19 protein-coding genes are annotated in these 20,226 nt (G+C 73.0%); 9 read left to right on the plus strand and 10 right to left on the minus strand.

Annotated elements, in window-relative coordinates; all coding sequences use genetic code 11:
- Nucleotides 1-41: 41 nt before the first annotated feature.
- From ACWFRU_RS02865 to ACWFRU_RS02875, 3 genes are all read right to left on the minus strand, one after another.
- Nucleotides 42-1,304: an NAD(P)/FAD-dependent oxidoreductase gene (locus ACWFRU_RS02865; RefSeq protein ID WP_453684011.1), complete on the minus strand. Its 1,263-nt coding sequence runs from the start codon at nucleotides 1,302-1,304 to the stop codon at nucleotides 42-44.
- A 156-nt stretch (nucleotides 1,305-1,460) separates the two neighbouring features.
- Nucleotides 1,461-2,774, minus strand: a complete 1,314-nt coding sequence (locus ACWFRU_RS02870; RefSeq protein WP_453684013.1) for a deoxyguanosinetriphosphate triphosphohydrolase — start codon at nucleotides 2,772-2,774, stop codon at nucleotides 1,461-1,463.
- Nucleotides 2,775-2,864: 90 nt separating this feature from the next.
- Nucleotides 2,865-3,782: a sirohydrochlorin chelatase gene (locus ACWFRU_RS02875; protein ID WP_453684015.1), complete on the minus strand. Its 918-nt coding sequence runs from the start codon at nucleotides 3,780-3,782 to the stop codon at nucleotides 2,865-2,867.
- 200 nt (nucleotides 3,783-3,982) lie between these two features.
- Between ACWFRU_RS02875 and ACWFRU_RS02880 the strand changes: the two genes are divergently transcribed.
- On the plus strand, nucleotides 3,983-4,675 hold the full coding sequence (locus ACWFRU_RS02880) for a SanA/YdcF family protein (RefSeq protein ID WP_453684016.1): 693 nt from the start codon (nucleotides 3,983-3,985) through the stop codon (nucleotides 4,673-4,675).
- 267 nt (nucleotides 4,676-4,942) lie between these two features.
- A complete protein-coding gene (locus ACWFRU_RS02885) occupies nucleotides 4,943-7,084 on the plus strand; it encodes a molybdopterin oxidoreductase family protein (RefSeq protein ID WP_453684018.1) in 2,142 nt (713 codons plus the stop codon).
- Between the two features lie 46 nt (nucleotides 7,085-7,130).
- On the opposite strand, the gene ACWFRU_RS02890 is transcribed toward ACWFRU_RS02885, so the two are convergent.
- The 3 genes from ACWFRU_RS02890 to cutA form a co-directional block, all read right to left on the minus strand.
- Nucleotides 7,131-7,427, minus strand: coding sequence for a DUF6355 family natural product biosynthesis protein (locus tag ACWFRU_RS02890; RefSeq protein ID WP_453684020.1), 297 nt, complete (start codon nucleotides 7,425-7,427; stop codon nucleotides 7,131-7,133).
- 187 nt (nucleotides 7,428-7,614) lie between these two features.
- A complete protein-coding gene (locus ACWFRU_RS02895; protein WP_453684022.1) occupies nucleotides 7,615-8,061 on the minus strand; it encodes a gamma-glutamylcyclotransferase family protein in 447 nt (148 codons plus the stop codon).
- Nucleotides 8,058-8,456 carry a divalent-cation tolerance protein CutA gene (gene cutA, locus ACWFRU_RS02900; RefSeq protein WP_453684024.1) on the minus strand — a complete coding sequence of 133 codons (399 nt, stop codon included), beginning with the start codon at nucleotides 8,454-8,456 and terminating at the stop codon, nucleotides 8,058-8,060. Before cutA ends, ACWFRU_RS02895 begins: the two co-directional genes overlap by 4 nt.
- 155 nt (nucleotides 8,457-8,611) lie before the next feature.
- Between cutA and ACWFRU_RS02905 the strand changes: the two genes are divergently transcribed.
- Complete coding sequence (locus ACWFRU_RS02905) at nucleotides 8,612-9,301, plus strand: hypothetical protein (RefSeq protein WP_453684026.1); 690 nt, start codon at nucleotides 8,612-8,614, stop codon at nucleotides 9,299-9,301.
- Nucleotides 9,298-10,677: an ATP-binding protein gene (locus tag ACWFRU_RS02910; RefSeq protein ID WP_453684028.1), complete on the plus strand. Its 1,380-nt coding sequence runs from the start codon at nucleotides 9,298-9,300 to the stop codon at nucleotides 10,675-10,677. The genes ACWFRU_RS02905 and ACWFRU_RS02910 overlap by 4 nt, the downstream gene beginning before the upstream one ends.
- A gap of 21 nt (nucleotides 10,678-10,698) precedes the next feature.
- On the opposite strand, the gene ACWFRU_RS02915 is transcribed toward ACWFRU_RS02910, so the two are convergent.
- Nucleotides 10,699-11,361 carry an NADPH-dependent FMN reductase gene (locus ACWFRU_RS02915; protein ID WP_453684030.1) on the minus strand — a complete coding sequence of 221 codons (663 nt, stop codon included), beginning with the start codon at nucleotides 11,359-11,361 and terminating at the stop codon, nucleotides 10,699-10,701.
- 406 nt (nucleotides 11,362-11,767) lie between these two features.
- Between ACWFRU_RS02915 and ACWFRU_RS02920 the strand changes: the two genes are divergently transcribed.
- Both ACWFRU_RS02920 and ACWFRU_RS02925 read left to right on the plus strand, forming a co-directional pair.
- Nucleotides 11,768-12,319 carry a hypothetical protein gene (locus ACWFRU_RS02920; RefSeq protein ID WP_453684031.1) on the plus strand — a complete coding sequence of 184 codons (552 nt, stop codon included), beginning with the start codon at nucleotides 11,768-11,770 and terminating at the stop codon, nucleotides 12,317-12,319.
- A 123-nt stretch (nucleotides 12,320-12,442) separates the two neighbouring features.
- Nucleotides 12,443-13,105, plus strand: a complete 663-nt coding sequence (locus ACWFRU_RS02925) for a class F sortase (RefSeq protein ID WP_453684033.1) — start codon at nucleotides 12,443-12,445, stop codon at nucleotides 13,103-13,105.
- A 45-nt stretch (nucleotides 13,106-13,150) separates the two neighbouring features.
- Here the strand turns inward: ACWFRU_RS02925 and ACWFRU_RS02930 are convergent, their stop codons facing one another.
- The 3 genes from ACWFRU_RS02930 to ACWFRU_RS02940 form a co-directional block, all read right to left on the minus strand.
- The gene (locus tag ACWFRU_RS02930) at nucleotides 13,151-13,933 is read right to left on the minus strand and encodes a sulfite exporter TauE/SafE family protein (RefSeq protein WP_453684035.1); all 783 of its coding nucleotides are present in this window, start codon (nucleotides 13,931-13,933) and stop codon (nucleotides 13,151-13,153) included.
- 95 nt (nucleotides 13,934-14,028) lie between these two features.
- Nucleotides 14,029-14,220: a hypothetical protein gene (locus ACWFRU_RS02935; RefSeq protein WP_453684036.1), complete on the minus strand. Its 192-nt coding sequence runs from the start codon at nucleotides 14,218-14,220 to the stop codon at nucleotides 14,029-14,031.
- Nucleotides 14,221-14,257: 37 nt separating this feature from the next.
- The gene (locus ACWFRU_RS02940; RefSeq protein ID WP_453684513.1) at nucleotides 14,258-15,616 is read right to left on the minus strand and encodes a ferredoxin reductase family protein; all 1,359 of its coding nucleotides are present in this window, start codon (nucleotides 15,614-15,616) and stop codon (nucleotides 14,258-14,260) included.
- A 386-nt stretch (nucleotides 15,617-16,002) separates the two neighbouring features.
- Here ACWFRU_RS02940 and ACWFRU_RS02945 point away from each other — a divergent pair, with 386 nt between their 5' ends.
- From ACWFRU_RS02945 to nirD, 3 genes are read left to right on the plus strand one after another with little or no spacing between them, the layout of a single operon-like run.
- Nucleotides 16,003-17,262, plus strand: a complete 1,260-nt coding sequence (locus tag ACWFRU_RS02945) for an NAD(P)/FAD-dependent oxidoreductase (RefSeq protein WP_453684038.1) — start codon at nucleotides 16,003-16,005, stop codon at nucleotides 17,260-17,262.
- Nucleotide 17,263: 1 nt separating this feature from the next.
- Complete coding sequence (gene nirB / locus ACWFRU_RS02950) at nucleotides 17,264-19,882, plus strand: nitrite reductase large subunit NirB (RefSeq protein WP_453684040.1); 2,619 nt, start codon at nucleotides 17,264-17,266, stop codon at nucleotides 19,880-19,882.
- Nucleotides 19,882-20,205, plus strand: a complete 324-nt coding sequence (gene nirD / locus ACWFRU_RS02955) for a nitrite reductase small subunit NirD (RefSeq protein WP_453684042.1) — start codon at nucleotides 19,882-19,884, stop codon at nucleotides 20,203-20,205. The genes nirB and nirD overlap by 1 nt, the downstream gene beginning before the upstream one ends.
- Nucleotides 20,206-20,226: the final 21 nt, after the last annotated feature.

A 20,226-nucleotide genomic window follows, 5' to 3' on the forward strand; every position in this document is an offset into this window, starting at 1 on the left:
AGGAATACTACGGCCCTGCTGTGACACTCCCGTCCGGCCCGTCACCCGAGCAGCGACTCCAGGGGGACGGACGGGTCGGAGAGGGACTCGGCGGGCGGCGTCGCGCCCGCGCGGATCAGCCGCTGGATCGGGTCCGTGACGTCCCACACATTCACGTTCATCCCGGCGAGGACCCGGCCCTCGCTCAGCCAGAAGGCGACGAACTCCCGCTTCCCCGCGTCGCCCCGGACCACGACCTGGTCGTACGTACCCGGCGGCGCCCACCCCGAGTACTCCAGGCCCACGTCGTACTGGTCCGAGAAGAAGTAGGGCACGCGGTCGTACGACACGTCCTGGCCGAGCATCGCGCGGGCCGCGGCCGGACCGCCGTTCAGGGCGTTCGCCCAGTGCTCCACCCGCAGCCTGGTGTCGAAGAGCGGGTGCTGCACGGCGGCCACGTCGCCCGCCGCGAAGATGTCCGGGTCCGAGGTCCGCAGCGAGGCGTCGACCACGACACCGCCGCCGTGCGCGCGGTCGGCGATCTCGAGGCCCGCCGCCTCGGCGAGCCCGGTGCGCGGGGCCGCGCCGATCGCGGCGAGCACGTCGTGCGCCGGGTGCTCCTCGCCGTCGTCCGTGCGCGCGGCCAGGACCAGGCCGTCCTCCCCCGCGATCTCGGTGAGCGTGGCGCCGAAGTGGAAGCGCACCCCGTGCTCGGCGTGCAGGTCGGTGAACATCTGGCCGATCTCGGGGCCGAGGACCGCGTGCAGCGGGGTGGCCTGCGGCTCGACGACGGTGACCTCCGCGCCGTACGTCCGCGCGGCGGCGGCGACCTCCAGGCCGATCCAGCCGGCTCCGGCGATCACCAGGTGGCCGTTGTCCCGGCCGAGACCGGCCAGGACCTGTCGCAGCCGGTCGGCGTGCGCGAGGCGGCGCAGGTGGTGCACGCCGACCAGGCCGGTGCCGGGGACGTCGAGGCGGCGCGGCTCCGCTCCGGTGGCGAGGAGGAGCTTGTCGTAGTGGATGACGTCGCGGTCGCCGAGGCGGACGGCCTTGGCCTCGCGGTCGATGGAGACGACGGTCTGGCCGAGATGCAGCTCCACGTCCGACTGCGCGTACCAGGAGGGTTCGTGGACGAAGACGCTGTCGCGTTCCTCCTTGCCCAGGAGATACCCCTTCGACAGGGGCGGGCGCTCGTAAGGGTGGTCGCGTTCGTCGCCGATGAGGATCACCCGGCCGGTGAAGCCCTCCGACCGGAGCGTCTCGGCCGCTTTCGCGCCCGCGAGACCTGCTCCGACAATGACGAACGTCTGATCCGCGTCGACCACTTGATGCCTCCTCAAAGCCTTGCCGTCAGGGGAGCGTCCCGCACGGAGCGTGATGCGGGAAGGGGTTGCGACCCGATCCGGCCAGTTTTCGTCACGCCCCGTGGTCGATCGGCTCATTCCGCATATGTCAGGGCCCTCTGTGCAGGGCCTCCTGTGTCAGGGCCGTCTCGCCGTGAGCCGCGCGTGCAGGGAACGCGCGGCGGCGTCCGTGAGGGACGCGATCTGGTCGACGACCACGCGCAGGGCCGCGCGGTCGTCGGGCGCCGTGTCGTACAGCGCGCGGAACTGCGGGTCGAGGCCTTCGGGGGCGCGGGCCGTGAGCGCCTCGGCCAGCTCGGCGACGACGATCCGCTGATCCGCGCGCAGCCGCTCCTGGGCGGGGCGCTGCATCACGTACCGGTCGGCGACGGCCTTGAGGACCGCGCACTCGTGGCGGGCCTCGCGCGGGACGACGAGTTCGGCCGCGTACCGCGTGAGGGGGCCCTTGCCGTACCGCAGGCGGGTGGCGGTCTCGGCGGCGAGGCAGAAGTGGCCGATGAGCTGGCTGGTGGCGTCCTTCAGGCGGCCCTGGGCGATCGCCGAGCCGTCGTACCCATGCGGCCACCACTCCTGTTCCAGGAGGCGGTCGAGGGCCTCGGAGAGCTCTTCGGGGTCGGTGTCCGCCGGTACGTAGCGGCCGATGGCGACGGCGAAGATGTCCTGGCGCTCGGGCTCGGCGTGCAGGAGGTTCGGGTCGAGGTGCCCGGCGTGCAGACCGTCCTCGATGTCGTGCACCGAGTACGCCACGTCGTCCGACCAGTCCATGACCTGGGCCTCGAAGCAGGTGCGGCGGCCGGGGGCCTCCTTGCGGACCCAGTCGAAGACCGGCCGGTCGTCCTCGTAGACCCCGAACTTGGGCGAGTCCGGGTCGGTGGGGTGGCCGCCGCGCGGCCAGGGGTACTTGGTGGCGGCGTCCAGGGCGGCCCGGGTCAGGTTGAGGCCCACGCCGACCAGTTCGCCTGTCTCCTCACTTCTTACGAAGCGCTTCGGCTCGATGCGGGTGAGGAGGCGCAGGGACTGGGCGTTGCCCTCGAAGCCGCCGCAGCTCTCGGCGACTTCGTTCAGCGCCTGTTCGCCGTTGTGCCCGAAGGGCGGGTGGCCCATGTCGTGCGAGAGGCAGGCGGTCTCCACCAGGTCCGGGTCGCAGCCGAGGGCGGCGCCGAGCTCGCGGCCGACCTGGGCGCACTCCAGGGAGTGCGTCAGGCGGGTGCGGGCGCTGGCGTCCCACGCCTCGTTGCTGCGCGTGCCGGGGGTGACCACCTGGGTCTTCCCGGCGAGGCGGCGCAGCGCCGCGGAGTGCAGGACACGCGCGCGGTCCCGCTGGAAGGCGGTGCGCCCCGGCCTCTTGTCGGGCTCGGTGGCCCATCGCTCGACGGCGGCCTTGTCATAGGCCGCCTCTTCGTCGTACGCGTTCGGTGCAGTGCCTTCCATGCACCGACAGTAAACGCAAGGAGTGACAAAGAGGGCTTCAGGGCCCCTCGGTGGCCGACAGGCGACCGTCGGGCGGAGGTCGGCCGGAGGTCAGGCGGAGGTCAGCTGACGGGGTGGCAGGTGCGTGGCGGGGGTGGCGGGGGTGGTCGCGCGGGCCTTGTCGTAGCGGTGCAGGAGGAGCTGGGCCATCGCCGGGTGGTCGCCGAGCGGGGCCGACGCGATCCAGGGGGCGGCGTCGGCGCACTGCGTGGCGAAGCGGCCGGGCGCCGTGAAGTACGAGGCCACGGCGGTGCGGTGACGGCCGCGGGCGGCGAGGGTACGCACCGCGGCGGGCACGCTGAGCGGGGCGGCCGCGGTCGGCGTGGCGTACGCGGGAACCACCGGTACGCCGAGCCGCTGGGCGAGGAGGTCCGCCGTGCGCCGGGTGTCCGTGGCGGAGTCGGGGTCGCGGGAGCCGGCCGCCGCGAGGACCACGCCGCCGGTGCGCCGGCCCGCCCGGCCGGGCTCGGCCGGCCAGCCCGCCTCGACGAGCCGCTCGTGCAGCGCGTCGACCAGCAGTGAGTGCGGGCCGAGCGGGGCGGCGAGGTGCGTGTCGAGGTGCGGCGCCAGGGCCGCGGCCTCGGGGATGTCGTGCTTGACGTGGTAACCGCGGCTGAGCAGCAGCGGCACGAGGACGGCGGAGCCGTCGGCCTCAGCGAGGGTGTCGCCGAGCAGCGGCTCGTTCAGCTCGATGTGGCCGAGACGCACGGTGAGGCCGGGCCGCAGCGCACGGACCCGCGCCAGGAGCGCCGTGACGGTGGCGAGGGCGCGGGGGTCACGGCTGCCGTGGGCGACCACGACGAGGTCGGGCGCCGGTGCGGGGCGGCGCGGGGCGGGGCGGCGCCTGCCGTCGAGCGAGACGAGGGCGAGCTGGCTGCCGAGCTGGCTGGTGATCCGGTTCATGATGTGCGCCGTACTTTCGAGAGGGGTGCTGCCGGACTCGTCGCGAAGAGGGTTCGACGGCGTCATGCACCGAGGATGGCCGCGGCGCATTTCGGTCGCGTTGCGTGCCGGTGACGGGTCCTTTCGGCCTGGCTCACCGAGGGCGCCGCCGCGTTGTCAGTGCGGTCGCCTACCGTTGGGGGCAGTGATCGGGTCGGGGGGATCCGGCCAGGGGGGCACGGGGGAACGGGATGAAGCGTCCTGAGTGGGTGAGGCGTCCGGGGTGGATGAGGCTGCCGCGGGTGCGGATGCCGTGGATGCGGCTGCCGCGGACGCGGCGGGGCCAGCGGCGGGCCGTGCAGACTCTCATGGCCCTCTGCGTGGTGGCGCTGCTGCCCGCGACCTGGCTGTTCGTGACGGCGGAGGGGCGGTTGCGCACGACCGCCGACGTGCCGCGCACGCGGGTCGCGGTCGTCTTCGGCGCCGGGCTGTGGAAGGGCGAGCCCTCGCCGTATCTCGCGCACCGCCTCGACGCGGCGGCCGAGTTGTACGCGGCGGGGCGGATAGAGGTCGTCCTCGTCACCGGGGACAACAGCCGCGAGGAGTACGACGAGCCGGACGCCATGCGCGCGTATCTGACCGAGCGCGGGGTGCCGGGGCGGCGGATCGTCAGCGATTACGCGGGCTTCGACACCTGGGACTCGTGCGTGCGCGCCAAGAAGGTGTTCGGCGTGGACCGGGCGGTGCTGATCAGCCAAGGCTTCCACATACGCAGGGCCGTCGCGCTCTGCCGCGCGGCGGGCGTCTCGTCGTACGGGGTCGGGGTCGACGCCAAGCATGACGCGACCTGGTACTACGGGGGCGCGCGGGAGCTGTTCGCGGCCGGCAAGGCGGCGGTGGACTCGGCGTTTCGACCGGATCCGCGGTTCCTGGGCCCGCGGGAGCCCGGCGTGGACCGAGCCCTGGCCGCGCCTCGCTAGGCGCCGGCCTTGGGCGGGGAGCGGGGTGCGTCTGCCTTGTTTCGCTCGTTCGCCGGGTGCGGGTCGTGGTCCGTCCTCGCGCAGTTCCCCGCGCCCCTGAAGGGGCACGACCGTCCTCGCGCCGTTCCCCGCGCCCCTTGACCCGCGCCCCTGTAGGGGCATACGGACTGGCTCACAGTGGGGTGGGGGGCCTGCTGAGGTCGGCTTACCGCGTGTGTAACGCGATTGCGTCGGGGCGCGTAACAAGCCCGGCGGACGCTGGACCGTATGCACACCAAGGCGACACCCACCCACTGTCCGTACTGCGCGCTGCAATGCGGGATGGGCCTGACCACCGGCCCCGGCGGTACGGAGGTCGTGGAGCGTCCCGAGTTCCCCGTGAACGGGGGCGCGCTGTGCGGCAAGGGCCGCACGGCGCCCGCTGTGCTCTCCTCCCGGGTGCGCCTGACCGAGCCACTCATCCGATCCCACGCCACGGGCCGGCTCGAACCGGCCACCTGGGAGGAGGCCGTCGCCCGCGTCGCCGAGGGCCTTTCCCGCACCCGTACGGAACATGGCGCGGACGCGTGCGGGGTGTTCGGCGGCGGGGGTCTGACCAACGAGAAGGCGTACGCCCTGGGGAAATTCGCGCGGGTGGCGCTCGGCACGTCGCAGATCGACTACAACGGCCGGTTCTGCATGTCGTCGGCGGCAGCGGCGGGGCAGCGGGCCTTCGGGCTCGACCGCGGTCTGCCGTTCCCCCTGGAGGACATCCCGCGCACCGGCTGCGTGATCCTCGTCGGCTCGAACCTCGCCGAGACGATGCCGCCCGCGCTGCGGTATCTGACGGAGCTGAAGGAGAACGGCGGCAAGCTGATCGTCGTCGACCCGCGCAGGACCCGCACCGCCGAGCAGGCCGACCTGCATCTGGCGCCGCGCCCCGGCACCGACCTCGCCCTCGCCCTCGGCCTGCTGCATCTGGTGGTGGCCGAGGGCCGGACGGACGAGGCGTTCATCGCGGAGCGGACGACCGGCTGGGAGGACGCGCGGGCGGCGGCGATGGCGCACTGGCCGGAGTACGTGGAGCGGATCAGCGGCGTCCCCGTGCCCCAACTGCGGGACGCGGCTGCGATGTTCTGCGACGCCGAGACCGCGATGGTGCTCACCGCGCGCGGCCCCGAGCAGCAGTCCAAGGGGACGGACACGGTGGGCGCGTGGATCAACCTCTGCCTGGCGACCGGCAACGCGGGCCGCCCCCTCTCCGGATACGGCTGCCTGACCGGGCAGGGCAACGGCCAGGGCGGTCGGGAGCACGGCCAGAAGGCCGACCAGTTGCCCGGCTACCGCAAGCTGACCGACCCGGCGGCGCGGGCGCATGTGGCGGGGGTGTGGGGCGTCGACCCGGACTCGCTCCCGGGCCCCGGCCGGTCCGCGTACGAGCTGCTCGACGCGCTCGGCGGGGACATCAGGGCGCTGCTCCTGATGGGTTCCAACCCGGTCGTCTCGGCGCCGCGTGCCGCGCATGTGGAGGAGCGGCTGCGGTCGCTCGACTTCCTGGCAGTGGCCGACGTGGTGCTGTCGGAGACGGCCCAACTCGCCGATGTCGTCCTGCCGGTGACGCAGTGGGCCGAGGAGACGGGCACGGTGACGAACCTGGAGGGGCGGGTACTGCTGCGCCGCAAGGCGGTGAGCGCTCCCGACGGCGTGCGGAGCGACCTGGACGTGCTGCACGGTCTCGCCGCGCACCTCGGCCACGAGAAGGGTTTCCCGACGGACCCGGAGGAGGTCTTCGAGGAGCTGCGCCGGGCGAGCGCGGGCGGCGTTGCGGACTACTCGGGGATCTCGTACGCACGCCTGAAGGCGGGCAACGGGGAGGGGGTCTTCTGGCCCTGCCCCGCGAGCGAAGGCCCCGGGAATGAGGCGAGCGACGACGGGGACGAGGCTGGGGCGGAGGCCGAACACCCCGGCACCCCGCGCCTGTTCCTCGACGGGTTCGCCACCGAGGACGGGCGGGCGCGTTTCGTGCCGGTGGCCCATCGCGGCGCCGCCGAGGAGCCGGACACGGAGTATCCCGTGCTCCTGACCACCGGGCGGGTCCTCGCGCAATACCAGTCCGGGGCCCAGACGCGCCGTGTCGACGAGCTCAACTCCGCCGCCCCCGGGCCCTTCGTGGAGCTGCATCCGCGGCTGGCCGCGCGCCTTGAGGTCGAGGAGGGCGAGCAGGTCACCGTCGTCTCGCGGCGGGGGCGGGCCGTCGCCCCGGCGCGGATCACCACCGCGATCCGCGCCGACACGGTGTTCATGCCGTTCCACTGGCCGGGCGAGGGCCGGGCCAACTCCCTGACCAATCCGGCGCTCGACCCGGTCTCGCGGATGCCGGAGTTCAAGGTGTGCGCGGTGCGGCTCGAACGGGCCGGCGGCCGGGCATGACCGCGGGCCGGGGGAAACCACCCGGCCCGCGGTCAGACAGTGGGGGTCAGCAGGTGCGTCCCACGTAGTGCGCGCCCTGGATCTTGCTCGCCGAACCCAGCCAGAGCTTGCCCGGACCCACACAGCGTTCGTAGTCGGGGGCCATGGCCACCTCCACCTTGATGACGACGTTCGAGCCGTCGCCCGTGCAGTGGTTGTAGAACGCGTCGCTGCCCGTCTCGTAGAAGCCGCAGGGGTTCATGACGGCGGCCGGGGCGTGAGCGGACGCGGCGGCCGCCACGGGGAGGCCGAGGGTGAGGGCTACGGCGCCGACGAGGGCCGGCAGCGAACGGCGAAGGCTCATGGGGCAACTCCTGCTGAGGACGTGGTGCTCACGCACCGACTCGCGCACCGACTGGTGCACACGGAGAGTCCCACAACGGCGACGCTCGGTGATCATGCGGTTCGCATGGGTCGCTCGCACGGGTGATTGAGTCCACCAGATCGAGTTGCGGGCGTTTGAGCTGCGCAAAGCGCGTCAAAGCCGCGCGTCACAGCGCCGGTCGGCCGCCCAGGAACGACACCCAGTCCCCTCCCCCGATCACCGCCCCCGAGTCCCGCAGCCGCGCCGCCACCCGCGGTGCCGCCACGTACACCCAGGCGCTCGCCGGGCCCCCGCCCAGGAGGATCACCTCGCGCTCCACGCGCTCGTACAGGTTGCGGGGGTCACCTGGCGCGTACCCCTCCAGCACATCGAGATCGGCGAGGAGCCGGTCGTACACGGAAGGGGCCGCCGTGATCAACTCGCCGTACACGGGGCCGCCTTCGGGGCTCTCCACCAGGTACGGATAGCCGGGCCCCTCGTAGAGAACCGCCCCCGGGAGCCGGGCGGGCCGCTCCGTCTCGACGCTGCCGCGCAGATGGACGTCGTGGTACCGCTCCCCCGGCCGCAGCGTCCCGTAGACGAAGAACGGCAGCCGGCCCCCCGCCCGCGTCATCCGGCGGTCTCCTGCTCCACCCACTCCAGATAGGCCGCGCTCCCCCGCACGACCGGCGTCGCGATGATCTCGGGGGTGTCGTAGTCGTGGGCCTCGGTCAGCCAGGCCTCCAGGGCCTCGTACCGCGCGGCGGCCGTCTTGAACAGGATCTGCCACTCGCGGGCGGTCTCGACGGCGCCCTCCCACCGGTAGACGGAGGTGACGGGCCCGACGATCTGCGCGCAGGCGGCGACCCGGGCGGCCACCGCGCCGCTCGCGAGGTCCTCCGCCTTGCGCGCGGTGTCGGTCGTGGTCAGCACGGTGAGCACGGCTGCCTGGCCGGACCCGGCCCCGGACGCGGATTCGGAGCCAGATTCGGAGACAGAGCCAGAGCCGGTTTCGTACGTCGACGTCATGCGCCGATTCTCTCCGAAGCGGCCTCCGGCCATGACCGACGGGGGCCACCGGCCAGGCCGAAGGTCCCGAAACCCGCGCTTCCGCCCCACATACCCCTGTCTGTTACAAAACGTCCGGATATTCGTGACGCGCGCTTCCTACCGTCGAGGGAGCCATGAACCTTTCCCGCCCCCACCGCCGCCGCCTCCTGCGCCGTGCCGCCGCCCTCTCCGCCACGGCGGCCGTCGTGCTGGCCGGATGCGGCAGCGTGGACGGGCTCGACGCCGGTGAGCCCGCGCCCTCCGTGTCCGTGCAGCCGCGCCCCCAGCCCCTCTGGCCCGCCTGGTCCAGCACGTCGCCCGAGGCGCCCGGCGCCGACACCGCCACCCACCAACCGCCGCCCGAAGCCCTGGAGGGGCTGCCGAAGCTGGGCAAGGGCGGGCTCCGTACGGAGGACTTCCGCGAGGTCCTGCGGGCCGACCCGCGGATGAAACCGCTCGCCGACCGCGGCGAGATCGACCACCCCGGGCAGGCCGGACTGCGGCCGCCGCTCCTGACGGACCTGACCGGCGACGGGCGCCCCGAGCTGCTCGTGGCCGCCGACACGGAGAGCGGCCGCAGCGTCCTGTCCGTCTACGCGGAGCGCAACGGGCGCGTCTACCCGGTCCTGTTCACCTCCGGGAAGCGCGTGAGCGTCGAGACGCTCGGCAAGGACCTGCTGGTGCGCAGCTCGTGCGCGGACGGCGGCCAGCAGGCCGTGCGGTTTCACTGGGACGGCGTGCGGATGTCGACGGTGAGCGACACCAAGAACTACCGGAACGACACCTCTCCGGAGCCTTCGCGCGGCACGGACGGGCCGCGGTGAGAGGCGTCGGGCGGCGCGCCCGCGCCGCGCTCAACGCCCTCGGTCTGCGCTGGAAGATCGCCGCGCTGCTCGCGCTCGGCTGCGCGGTCGTGGCCGTCGCCATCGGGGTCCTCGTCCACCAGGCGCGGCTCGAACAGGTCTCCGAGAACGCCAGGTCGGGGGCGACCGCGCAGCTCGTGCGGGTGCGTCAGCTGTACGAGCTGACGGGGCAGGTCGACACCGCCGGAGACGCCCGTACGGACGCCGCCCTCGACGCGCCCGACCTGCCGGCGTCGCTGCGGGCCGCCGCTCTGGACGGGCGCCGGACCACGTATCTCGACATGGGCGCCGAGCACCCCGTCGTGTGGGCGGCGCGGCCGGTGGGCGGTCATGTGCTCTCGGTCCGCGAGGCGCTGACCGAACAGGCGGCGGAGATGGCGGAGTTCGACCGGCAGCTGCTGGCTTCGGGGGCCGTCGTCGTCATCCTCGCGGCGCTGGGCGGCGCGGCGCTCGCCAGCCGTCTCAGCCGCGAGCTGCGGACCGCGGCGGCCACCGCGCGCCGCATCAGCCAGGGCGATCTGGACGCCCGTATCGACCATCCGCGCGTGCCGGGCAGCCGGCCCGGCAAGGACGAGGTGGCCGAACTGGCCGCCGCCGTCGACACGATGGCGGCGTCGCTTCAGGAGCGGCTGGAGGCCGAGCAGCGCTTCACTGCCGACGTCGCCCATGAGCTGCGCACCCCGCTGACGGGTCTGCACACCGCGGCCGAACTGCTGCCGCAGAGCCGCCCCACGGAACTGGTGCGCGACCGGGTGCTCGCCCTGCGCACCCTCACCGAGGACCTGCTCGAAGTGGCACGGCTCGACGCGGAGATGGAACGCCCCGACCTGGGCACGCATCCACTGCGCGCGCTCACGGAGGGGATCGTGCGGCGGTCGGGGTGCGCGGTGCGGTTCGCGGCGGCGACGCCGGCAGAGAGCCGGGCGGACGGCTCAGACCCGGGCCCGGGCTCGGACTCCGGCTCCGGCTCCGGCTCCAGCTCCAGCTCCGGCTCCGGCTCCGGCTCCGGCGACATGCTCGTACGTACCGACGCGCGCCGTCTGGAGCGGATCATCGCCAACCTCGTCGCCAACGCCCGCAGGCACGGGGCCGGCCCGGTCGACGTGCGGGTGGCCGGGCCCGTGGTCACGGTCAGCGACCACGGTCCCGGCTTCCCCGAGCATCTCCTCAAGGACGGCCCACGGCGCTTCCAGACCGGCGCCCGTGAGCGCGGCCAGGGCACGGGCCTGGGCCTGACCATCGCGTTCGGCCAGGCCCAGGCGATCGGCGCGCGGGTGGAGCTGCGGAACGCGGAGAGCGGCGGCGCGGTGGCGACGGTGCGCCTGCCGGAGGCCTGACCCCGCGCGCCCCCGTCCATCTCAACTCCCGTAAGGGCGGGCCTCCTTGGCGCTGCGCAGGGCCCACGCCCACCAGTGGAGCTGGTCGAGCATGGATTTGGCGGCGGCGTTCGCGGCCGTCGGGTCCTTGTGGGTGCCGTCGTCGGCGAAGAGGCCGCCCGCGTTGTGGAAGGAGACGGTGTCGCGAATCGTCATGGTGTGCAGTTCGGCGAAGACCGGGCGCAGGTGCTCGACCGCGCGCAGGCCGCCGGAGAGCCCGCCGTACGAGACGAAGGCGAGGGGCTTGGCCTGCCACTCGGCGTTGTGCCAGTCGATGAGGCTCTTGAGGGAGGCGGGGTAGGAGTGGTTGTACTCGGGGGTGAGGACGACGAAGGCGTCGGCGGCGGCCAGCTTCGGCGTGACCTTGCCGAGCTCGGCGAGGGTCTCGGGCGACGGGTTGAAGGAGAGCGCGGTCGGCAGGTGGGAATCGGCCAGGTCGATGACATCCACCTCGAAGTCCTCCCGCTCCCCGATCCGCGCGAGCAGCCAGTCGGCGACGATCGGCCCGAAGCGGCCCTCGCGGTTGCTCCCGATGATGACGGCGACGCGCAGGGGCGCGGCGGACTCGGTGGAGAACGCGGCGTTGGACGCGGTGGAAGGCGTGGCGGTGGACGTGGAATCAGCGGCATTCGTGTTCTGGGTCATGAGAGGACCCTCGTTGCTCAACCTAGGTTGAGGTCAAGCGGAACGTGCGGGGAGTTTCACGGAGACGTCGGATCGAGCCTGAGGCGGCATCAGGTCGGCCGCGGTGAGACCACACGGAGGCCGAGCCGAGGGGCCGCGGAGAGACATCCGGTCGGCCCAGGGGTCACCCATTCACAGGCGCCCCGCGCCCCCTTCGGACACCGCGCGGCGACACGCCGAATGACCTGCTGGAATGTTCCCGCCGAAGCGTCAGAAGCCGCTCCTGCGCAGGGTTTCTGACAGCTCTTCAGGAGGCGTACGCCGCCGAGTGCCACTTACCTCGGTACAGCGGGGTTCGACCGACGCAGCGGCACTTGGAGGTGTCGCGGGCCGTGCCCTCTGATGGCCCCTCGGAGGAGCAAGCACGATGCGCAAAGCCCGCCTGCTGACCACTGCCGCGCTCGCCGTCGCATCGGCGGCCCTGCTGGCACCCCCCGCCACGGCCGCCGCACGTGACGCGGGCGGCGGCCTCGAGGTCCGCCCGTCCACCGTCATGCCGGGCTCCGAGGTCACCGTGGACACCACCGCCTGCGGCAGCGACGGAACCGCGACGGGCGACGCGAGCGCGGTCGGCGCCGGCACCTTCACGCTCGCCCCGGACACGCACAAGGAGCACGCGACCGGCACGTTCAAGGTGCCGCCGTCGGCCCAGCCCGGCACCTACGAGATCGCCGCGCAGTGCTCCGGCTCCGGCGCGGACGGCAAGCAGGTGGCGGGCGACCTGGTCGTGACGATCACCTCCACCGCCGCCGCCCGCGAGGAGCAGCAGGTGACCCCGAAGGGCCATGTGAAGACGGGGGTCGGCGGCGCTCTCGGCCCCGACCCCGTGCAGACCGCGGCGGGAGTGGCGGCGCTCGCCGTCGCCGCCGCGGGCGGTACCTGGCTCCTGCATCGCCGGGCGAGAGGCGACAGGATCTGACGGACACCCTCCGCTGTCCACCGGTACCGCCAGCCCCCTCCCTCTCCGGGTCCACCGGTCCCTCGTGGATCCGGAGGGGGATGCGGGGACCGGCCTCCCCGAACCCTGAGGGGGACGAGTCGATTGACGCGCAGGAAGAATTCCGGCAGGAAGCGCCCCGGCGGGAAAGCGGTCAACTCCGCCATAGGCGCGGTCACCGTGCTTGCCCTGTGCTCCGGCGCGTGGCTGCTGCACAACGGCACGGCGTCCCATCCCCCGCCGCAGCCGTCCGCCGAGCAGGCCGCGTCGGCCCACCCCCGGTCCGGCGACGCCCCGGGCGCCGCGGCGCTGCCCCCGTCCCCGCCCGACCGGATCCGGATTCCCTCGATCCGGATCGACGCGCCTCTCATGGGGCTCGGTCTGACGCGGCAGGGCAGCCTCGACGTACCGCCGCCGAAGAAGACGAATCTCGCGGGCTGGTACGAGTCGGGGACCACGCCGGGCGAGACCGGCACCGCCGTCGTGGCGGGGCACGTCGACAACGCGGACGGCCCGTCCGTCTTCTACGACCTGGGCGGTCTGACCCGGGGCCGCACCATCGAGATCGAGCGCAGGGACGGCAGCATCGCGGTGTTCACCGTCGACGCGAACGAGGTCTACGACGCGAAGAGGTTCCCGGACGCCAAGGTGTACGGGGCTGCCGACCGGCCGGAGCTGCGGGTGATCACGTGCGGCGGCGGCTACTCGAAGAAGACGGGGTACCAGGGCAATGTCGTGGTGTTCGCGCACCTGACGGGCGTGCGCTGATCCGCGACCGGTCGCGGGGTGCCGCCGGCCCCGCCCCACGCGTCGCTACGCGAGCCACTGCTCGTACGCCATCTTCGCCACGAGCCCGAACACGGTGGTGAGCAGCACGATCCGTACGAAGCCACTGCCCTTCTTCAGGGCGGTGTGCGCCCCGAACATGCCGCCCGCGAGGTTGAAGGCGGCCATCAGCGCGGCCAGTTGCCACAGGACCGCGCCCTGCCAGGCGAACATCGCGAGGGCGCCCGCGTTGGTGCAGCAGTTGACGATCTTGGCGGTGGCGGAGGCGGACACCAGGTCGAGGTGGAGCACGGCGGTCAGCGCGAGCACCAGGAAGGTACCGGTGCCGGGCCCGATGAGGCCGTCGTAGAACCCGATGCCGAGGCCCGCGAGGCCGATGGCGGCGAGGATGCGCTTGGGCGACGCGGGGCGCGCGGAGGGCGCGGTGCCGAAGGCGGGCCGGAAGATGACGAAGGCCCCGACGCCGAGCAGCACCACCATGATCACGGGCTTGAGCACCTCGGTGCTCATGCCGGCGGCGAAGAAGGCGCCGCCCATCGACCCGGCGAGCGCGGCCAGGCCGATGCGGACGGCGGTGGGCACGTCGACCGGCGTCTTCCTGACGTAGGTCACCGCGGCGCCGGTCGTCCCGACGATGGCCACGGCCTTGTTCGTCCCGAGGGCGTGCGCGGCCGGGGTCCCGGACGGCAGGCCCAGGAGCAGGGCGGGCAGCAGGAGGAGCCCGCCGCCGCCCACCACCGCGTCGATCCAGCCGGCCGCGAGTGCGGCGACGCAGAGGACGACGACGGTGGTCAGAGATATGTCGGGCATGATCGCGACCTTATGGAGGGCTGATCACGCCGTCCATGAATCCAGGGAGAGTTGAGGGACTTCAGAGGTTTCGTTCTCGCCCGTCCTCGCCACCACTACGGCGCCGCCTGAGGTGCGGGAACTCCCGCCGGGGCGCGGTCGGGGGCCGGTGGCGCCGCCGGGTCGACCGTGAGGGCGAGCACGGTGGCGACGAGCGCGCTCGCGCCCGCGAGGCCCGCCGCCAGTCTGCGGCGCGCTTGCAGGGTGGGGCCCAGGACCGGGCCCACGGGTTTGCGGTGACGTCCCACGTCAGCCCCTCTCCAGGGTTCAAAAGACCTATGACTCTCAGAAGGTGAAGCACTCGGCATGGATGCGCTCCTGGGGCACCCCGGCCCGTACCAGCGACACGGTGGCCGACGCGGCCATCCCGGGCGGCCCGCACAGATAGACGTCGTGCTCGGCGAGGTCCGGGATCAGATTGCGCAGGGCCTGCGGGGCGAGCGGGTCGAACGAGGCGTCGGACCGGCCGAGCAGATAGTGCAGCCCCGCTGCCCTGCTCCGGGCGATCTCCTCCAGCTCCTCCCGCAGCACGAGCTGCTCCGCGCTGCCCGCCCGGTAGAGCAGGGTGATGTCCCCCGGCCCGCCGGGCAGCGTCTCGAACAGCGCCCGCATCGGGGTGATCCCCACCCCGCCCGCGAGCAGCAGCACCTTGCGCCGCGTACGCCGGTGGGCGGTCAGCGCCCCGAAGGGCCCGGTGGCGAGGACCCGCGTCCCCGGCTTCAGGCGCCGTATCCGCCGCGTGTGGTCGCCGATGGCCTTGACGGTGATCCGGAGGGTGTCGTCGCGCACGGGCGCGGACAGCGAGAACGGCAGCGCGGTGCGCCAGAGCCTGCGCCGCAGGAAGCGCCAGCGGAAGAACTGTCCGGGTTCGGCACGCAGTTCGTCGAGCCCGATGCCCTGCATCACGACCGACACGACACCGGGTCCTTCGTCGCGTACGTCGATGACGCGCAGGCTGTGCCGCAGCGCCTGCCGCACGGGTACGACGACGCGGTACCAGACGAGCAGCACGGCCACCGTGGCGTGCAGCATCGACCACAGCCACACCGTCAGGACGCTGCCCGCCACGTCGGGCCCCGCGAGCTGGTGCACGAAGCCGAGCGCCGCACCCAGGTAGGTCAGCAGGTGCACGGCCCGCCAGGTCTCGTGCGGGACGCGGCGCCGCATCGCGCGGGCCGATGTGACCCCGACGGCGAACAGCAGGGCGGTGCCCGCGCAGGCCAGGGCGAGGCCCGGGTAGCCGAGCAGGTCGAGACCGGCGCTGAGGAGGTCGGTGCCGGCGTGGGCGGCGTATCCGCACAGGGCGAGCAGGGCGTGGGCCAGGCACAGGGTGAGGACGTGGCGCCCGCCCCGGGCGTGCAGCCGGGCGAGCCGGTCGGCGCCGACCCCGTGCTCGACCGCGGGCACGCGGGCCATCAGGAAGAGCATGACGAGGACGCCGTACCCGGCGAGGAGGCCGGTGAGGTGGGCGCCGGTCGCGAAGAGCACGTCGAGCCGGGCCGAGGGTTCGGCCTGCACGGCCCAGAGCGCGGTGACGGCGAGCGCCATGCCGAGGATTCCGTTGCGCAGGGCGGCGGGGGTGACGCGAATCGGCGGAACGGGCGGCGCGGGGTGCGCGGCGGGTCGGGTTTCGGTCACGTCGATGGTCACGGCCGCAGACTAGGCGCGGGACCACCGTAAAAACGCCTGGTCAGCCGCACAGGCCTGATCCTTAAGACACCCTTGAGGATCGCCTCAACAAGGGTTAAGCCCAGTTCACCAAAAGGCCACTACGGGGCAATCGGACAGGTGGACGGGAAGGTCTGTTCGCCCAGGACCCGATGCAGGGTAATCGGGCGGGTGGGCGGGAAAGGCCTGTTCGTCCAGAGTCGGATGCGGGGCAAACGGGCGGGTGGGCGGGAAGGCCTGTTCAGCCAGAGCAGGACGCGGGGGGCCCTCACAATCGGCCCCGGCCCCCGCTGAGCGCAGCGTTCCCCCAGGGAAACAGTCAGGATGCCGCCGGGTAACACCGCCCCCGCACGCTGCCGTACATGACCTCATCGACCCCGACTCCCGCGACCCCCGTGGTGGTGATCGGCGGCGGCCTCGCCGGCGTCCGCCTCGCCCAGCGGCTCGGGGGCTCCGGCGACGAAACCCGCCCCGTCACCCTCATCGGGGAGGAGCCGCACGCACCGTACAACCGCGTGCTCCTCGCCGACGTCCTCTCCGGGCGCCTCGGCCCCGAGGTCATCGGCCTTCCACCCGTCCCCGGCGAGTTCCTCCGCACCCGCGCCGTCCGTGTCGACCGCGAGGACCGGGTCGTGCACTGCGCGGACGGCAGCGTCGTCCCGTACGGCACGCTCGTCCTCGCGACCGGCTCGAACCCGGTGCTCCCGCCGCTGCGGGGCCTCTTCGAGCCCGGCGCGGTGGAGCTGCCACGCGGCGTGCACGCCTTCCGGACGATGGACGACTGCCTGGCCCTGACCAAGGCCGTCGTACCCGGAACCCGCGTCGTCGTCATCGGCGGCGGCCTCCTCGGCGTATCGGCCGCCCGCGCGCTGGCCGTGCGCGGCGCCCAGGTCGTCCTCACCCAGCAGGGCGACCGCCTCATGGAGCGCCAGCTCGACCCCGCCGCGAGCGCACTCGTGCACCAGCACCTCACCGAACTCGGGGTGGAGGTGCACACGGAGTGCCGCGTGCGCGGGGTGCGGCAGGCCGACGGGGCCGTACGGTCGGTGGAGCTCGCCGACGGCTACGTACTCGGCACCGACCTCACCGTCCTCGCCTGCGGTGTCCGCCCCCGCACGGGGCTCGCGCAGGCCGCGGGCCTGGACGTGCGCCGCGGGATCGTCGTCGACGACGAGTTGCGCACCTCCGACCCGCACATCCGCGCCATCGGCGACTGCGCCGAGCACTCCGGCGAGGCCCGCTGCCTGGCGGCGCCCGCGCTGGAACAGGCCGACGCCCTGGCGGACGCCCTGCTCTCACCGCGGGACGCGCGCCCCTACTCCGGCACCCGCGCCCTCACCCGCCTCACCCTGCACAACGGACGCCCCGGCTCCGCTCCCCTGGACCTGGCCGCCTTCGGCGACCCCGAGCACCGGCCCGACGACGACGTCGTCCAGCTCGCGGACGCCACCCGTGGCACGTACCGCAAGGTCGTCGTGCGCGGTGACCGGCTCGTCGGCGGCGTACTGCTCGGCGAGCTGACCGCCGTGGGCGCGCTCGCCCGCGCCTGGGAGGCCGACGACCAGCTGCCCGACGACGGCAGCCCCCTGCTCCACCTGCTCACCAACGACGGAGGCCTCTGAGATGCCCACGGACACGGACACCCCCCGCCCCCGCCACAGCGCGCACGACAACACCATCGTGCTTGTCGGGCACGGCATGGTCGGTCAGCGCTTCCTGGAGGCCATCGCCGCCCGCGGCCTGACCGACACGCACCGCGTGGTCGTCCTGTGCGAGGAGCCCCGTCCCGCGTACGACCGCGTGCAGCTCACCTCGTACTTCGCGGGCCGCACGCCCGACGAGCTCTCCCTCACCGACCCGGAGTTCATCGAGAAGCACGGCATCGAGCTGTACGTCGGCGACCCGGCCGAGACCGTCGACCGCGACGCGAAGACCGTCACGGCGCGCTCCGGGCAGACCTTCGCCTACGACACCCTCGTCCTCGCGACCGGCTCCTTCCCCTTCGTGCCGCCGGTACCGGGCAAGGACACCACGGGCTGCTTCGTCTACCGCACCATCGAGGACCTGCTCGCCATCGAGGAGTACGCGAAGACGTACGCCAAGACCGGCGCCGTCGTCGGCGGCGGGCTGCTCGGCCTGGAGGCTGCGGGCGCGCTGCGCGGCCTCGGACTCGACACGCACGTCGTGGAGTTCGCGCCGCGCCTGATGCCGGTGCAGGTCGACGAGGGCGGCGGCGCCGCGCTCCTGCGCACCATCACCGGCATGGGTCTGACCGTGCACACGGGCGTCGGCACGCAGGAGATCGTGGGCACGGACGGCGCCGTCAGCGGCATGAAGCTGTCGGACGGCAGTGAACTCGCCACCGATCTCGTCGTGTTCTCGGCCGGTGTCCGGCCCCGCGACCAACTCGCCCGTGACTGCGGCCTTCCGGTGGGCGAGCGCGGAGGCATCACCGTCGACGAGCAGTGCCGCACCAGCGACCCGTCTGTGTACGCGATCGGCGAGTGCGCCCTGGCGTCGGACGGCCGGGTCTACGGCCTGGTCGCCCCCGGGTACGAGATGGCCGAGACCGTCGCCGCCTCGATCGCCTCGGAGGAGTCGAGCTTCACCGGCTCCGACCTCTCCACCAAGCTGAAGCTGCTCGGCGTGGACGTGGCCTCCTTCGGCGACGCGCACGGCGCGACCCCGGACTGCCTGGACGTCGTCTACTCCGACTCGCGCTCGGGCACGTACAAGAAGCTGGTCATCGGCGCGGGCGGCGAGCTGCTCGGCGGCGTCCTGGTCGGCGACGCGGAGGCGTACGGCGTGCTGCGGCCGATGACCGGCAGCGTACCGCCGGTCTCGCCGGAACAGCTGGTGCTCCCCGCGGGCGCGGGCGGCCCGGTGGCGCTCGGCCCGTCCGCGCTGCCGGACTCGGCGGTCATCTGTTCCTGTCACAACGTCACCAAGGGCTCCATCCGCGGCGCCGTCACCGAGCACAACTGCACCACCGTGCCCGAGGTGAAGAAGTGCACCAAGGCCGGTACGGGCTGCGGCAGTTGCGTGAAGGTGCTCGGCCAGCTGGTCAACGACGAGCTGGAGGCGTCGGGCGTCGAGGTCGACAAGGGTCTGTGCGGCTGCTTCGGCCAGACGCGCCAGGAGCTGTACGAGATCGTCCACACGCTGGGGATCACCTCCTACCGCCAACTCCTCGACTCCCACGGCCGGGAGGCGGCGCGCGGCACCGAGGGCTGCGAGACCTGCAAGCCGACGGTCGGCTCGATCATCGCCTCGCTCGCCCCGACGATCGGCGCCGACGGTTATGTCCTCGAAGGCGAGCAGGCCTCCCTCCAGGACACGAACGACCACTTCCTCGCCAACCTCCAGAAGAACGGCTCCTATTCGGTCGTGCCGCGCATCCCCGGCGGCGAGATCACCCCGGAGAAGCTGATCGTGATCGGCGAGGTGGCGAAGGACTTCGGTCTCTACACGAAGATCACCGGTGGCCAGCGCATCGACATGTTCGGCGCACGCGTCGAGCAACTGCCGCTGATCTGGACGCGGTTGGTGGACGCCGGATTCGAGTCGGGCCACGCATACGGCAAGTCCCTTCGGACGGTGAAGTCCTGCGTCGGGCAGACCTGGTGCCGCTACGGCGTGCAGGACTCGGTCCGCATGGCGATCGACCTGGAGCTGCGCTACCGGGGTCTGCGCTCCCCGCACAAGCTGAAGTCGGCCGTCTCGGGCTGCGCCCGCGAGTGCGCGGAGGCCCAGTCCAAGGACTTCGGCGTGATCGCCACGTCGAGCGGCTGGAACCTGTACGTGGGCGGCAACGGCGGCGCCACGCCGCGCCACGCGGACCTGCTCGCGCAGGACCTGTCCGACGCCGAACTGGTGCGCCTCATCGACCGGTTCCTGATGTTCTACATCCGTACGGCGGACCGTCTGGAGCGCACATCGACCTGGCTGGAGCGGATCGAGGGCGGCCTCGACCACGTACGGGACGTGGTCGTCCATGACTCGCTCGGCCTCTGCGACGAGCTGGAGGCCCTGATGGCCGACCATGTCGCGCACTACCGCGACGAGTGGTCCGAGACCATCAACGACCCCGAGCGGCTCGCGCGGTTCGTGTCGTTCGTGAACGCGCCGGACGTCCCGGACCCGACCGTGAGCTTCGTCCCGGAACGGGGCCAGATCAAGCCCGACCTGCCGCTGCTCTCCATCGGCTCCCGCCCCCGCGACCTGGAAGGTGCTGCATCCTGATGAGCATTCAACTCCGTTTGGAAGACGACTGGTTCGAGGTCTGCGACCGCGCGCACCTCCAGCCGGGCCGCGGCATCGCCGCGCTGCTCCCCGACGGCCGCCAGGCCGCGCTCTTCATCGACCGCACGGGCCGCGCGTACGCGATCGACAACCGTGACCCGTTCACGGGCGCCGCGGTGCTCTCGCGCGGCCTGCTCGGCGCGGCGGCGGGCCGGCCGTTCGTCGCGTCGCCGCTCCTGAAGCAGCGGTTCGACCTGGAGACGGGGCGGTGCCTGGACGACGACTCGGTGACGGTCCAGACGCACCGGGTCCGGCTGGCCTAGCAGATTTACTTGACCGATCGT

The sequence above is a fragment of the Streptomyces sp. NPDC055099 genome (assembly GCF_053607685.1).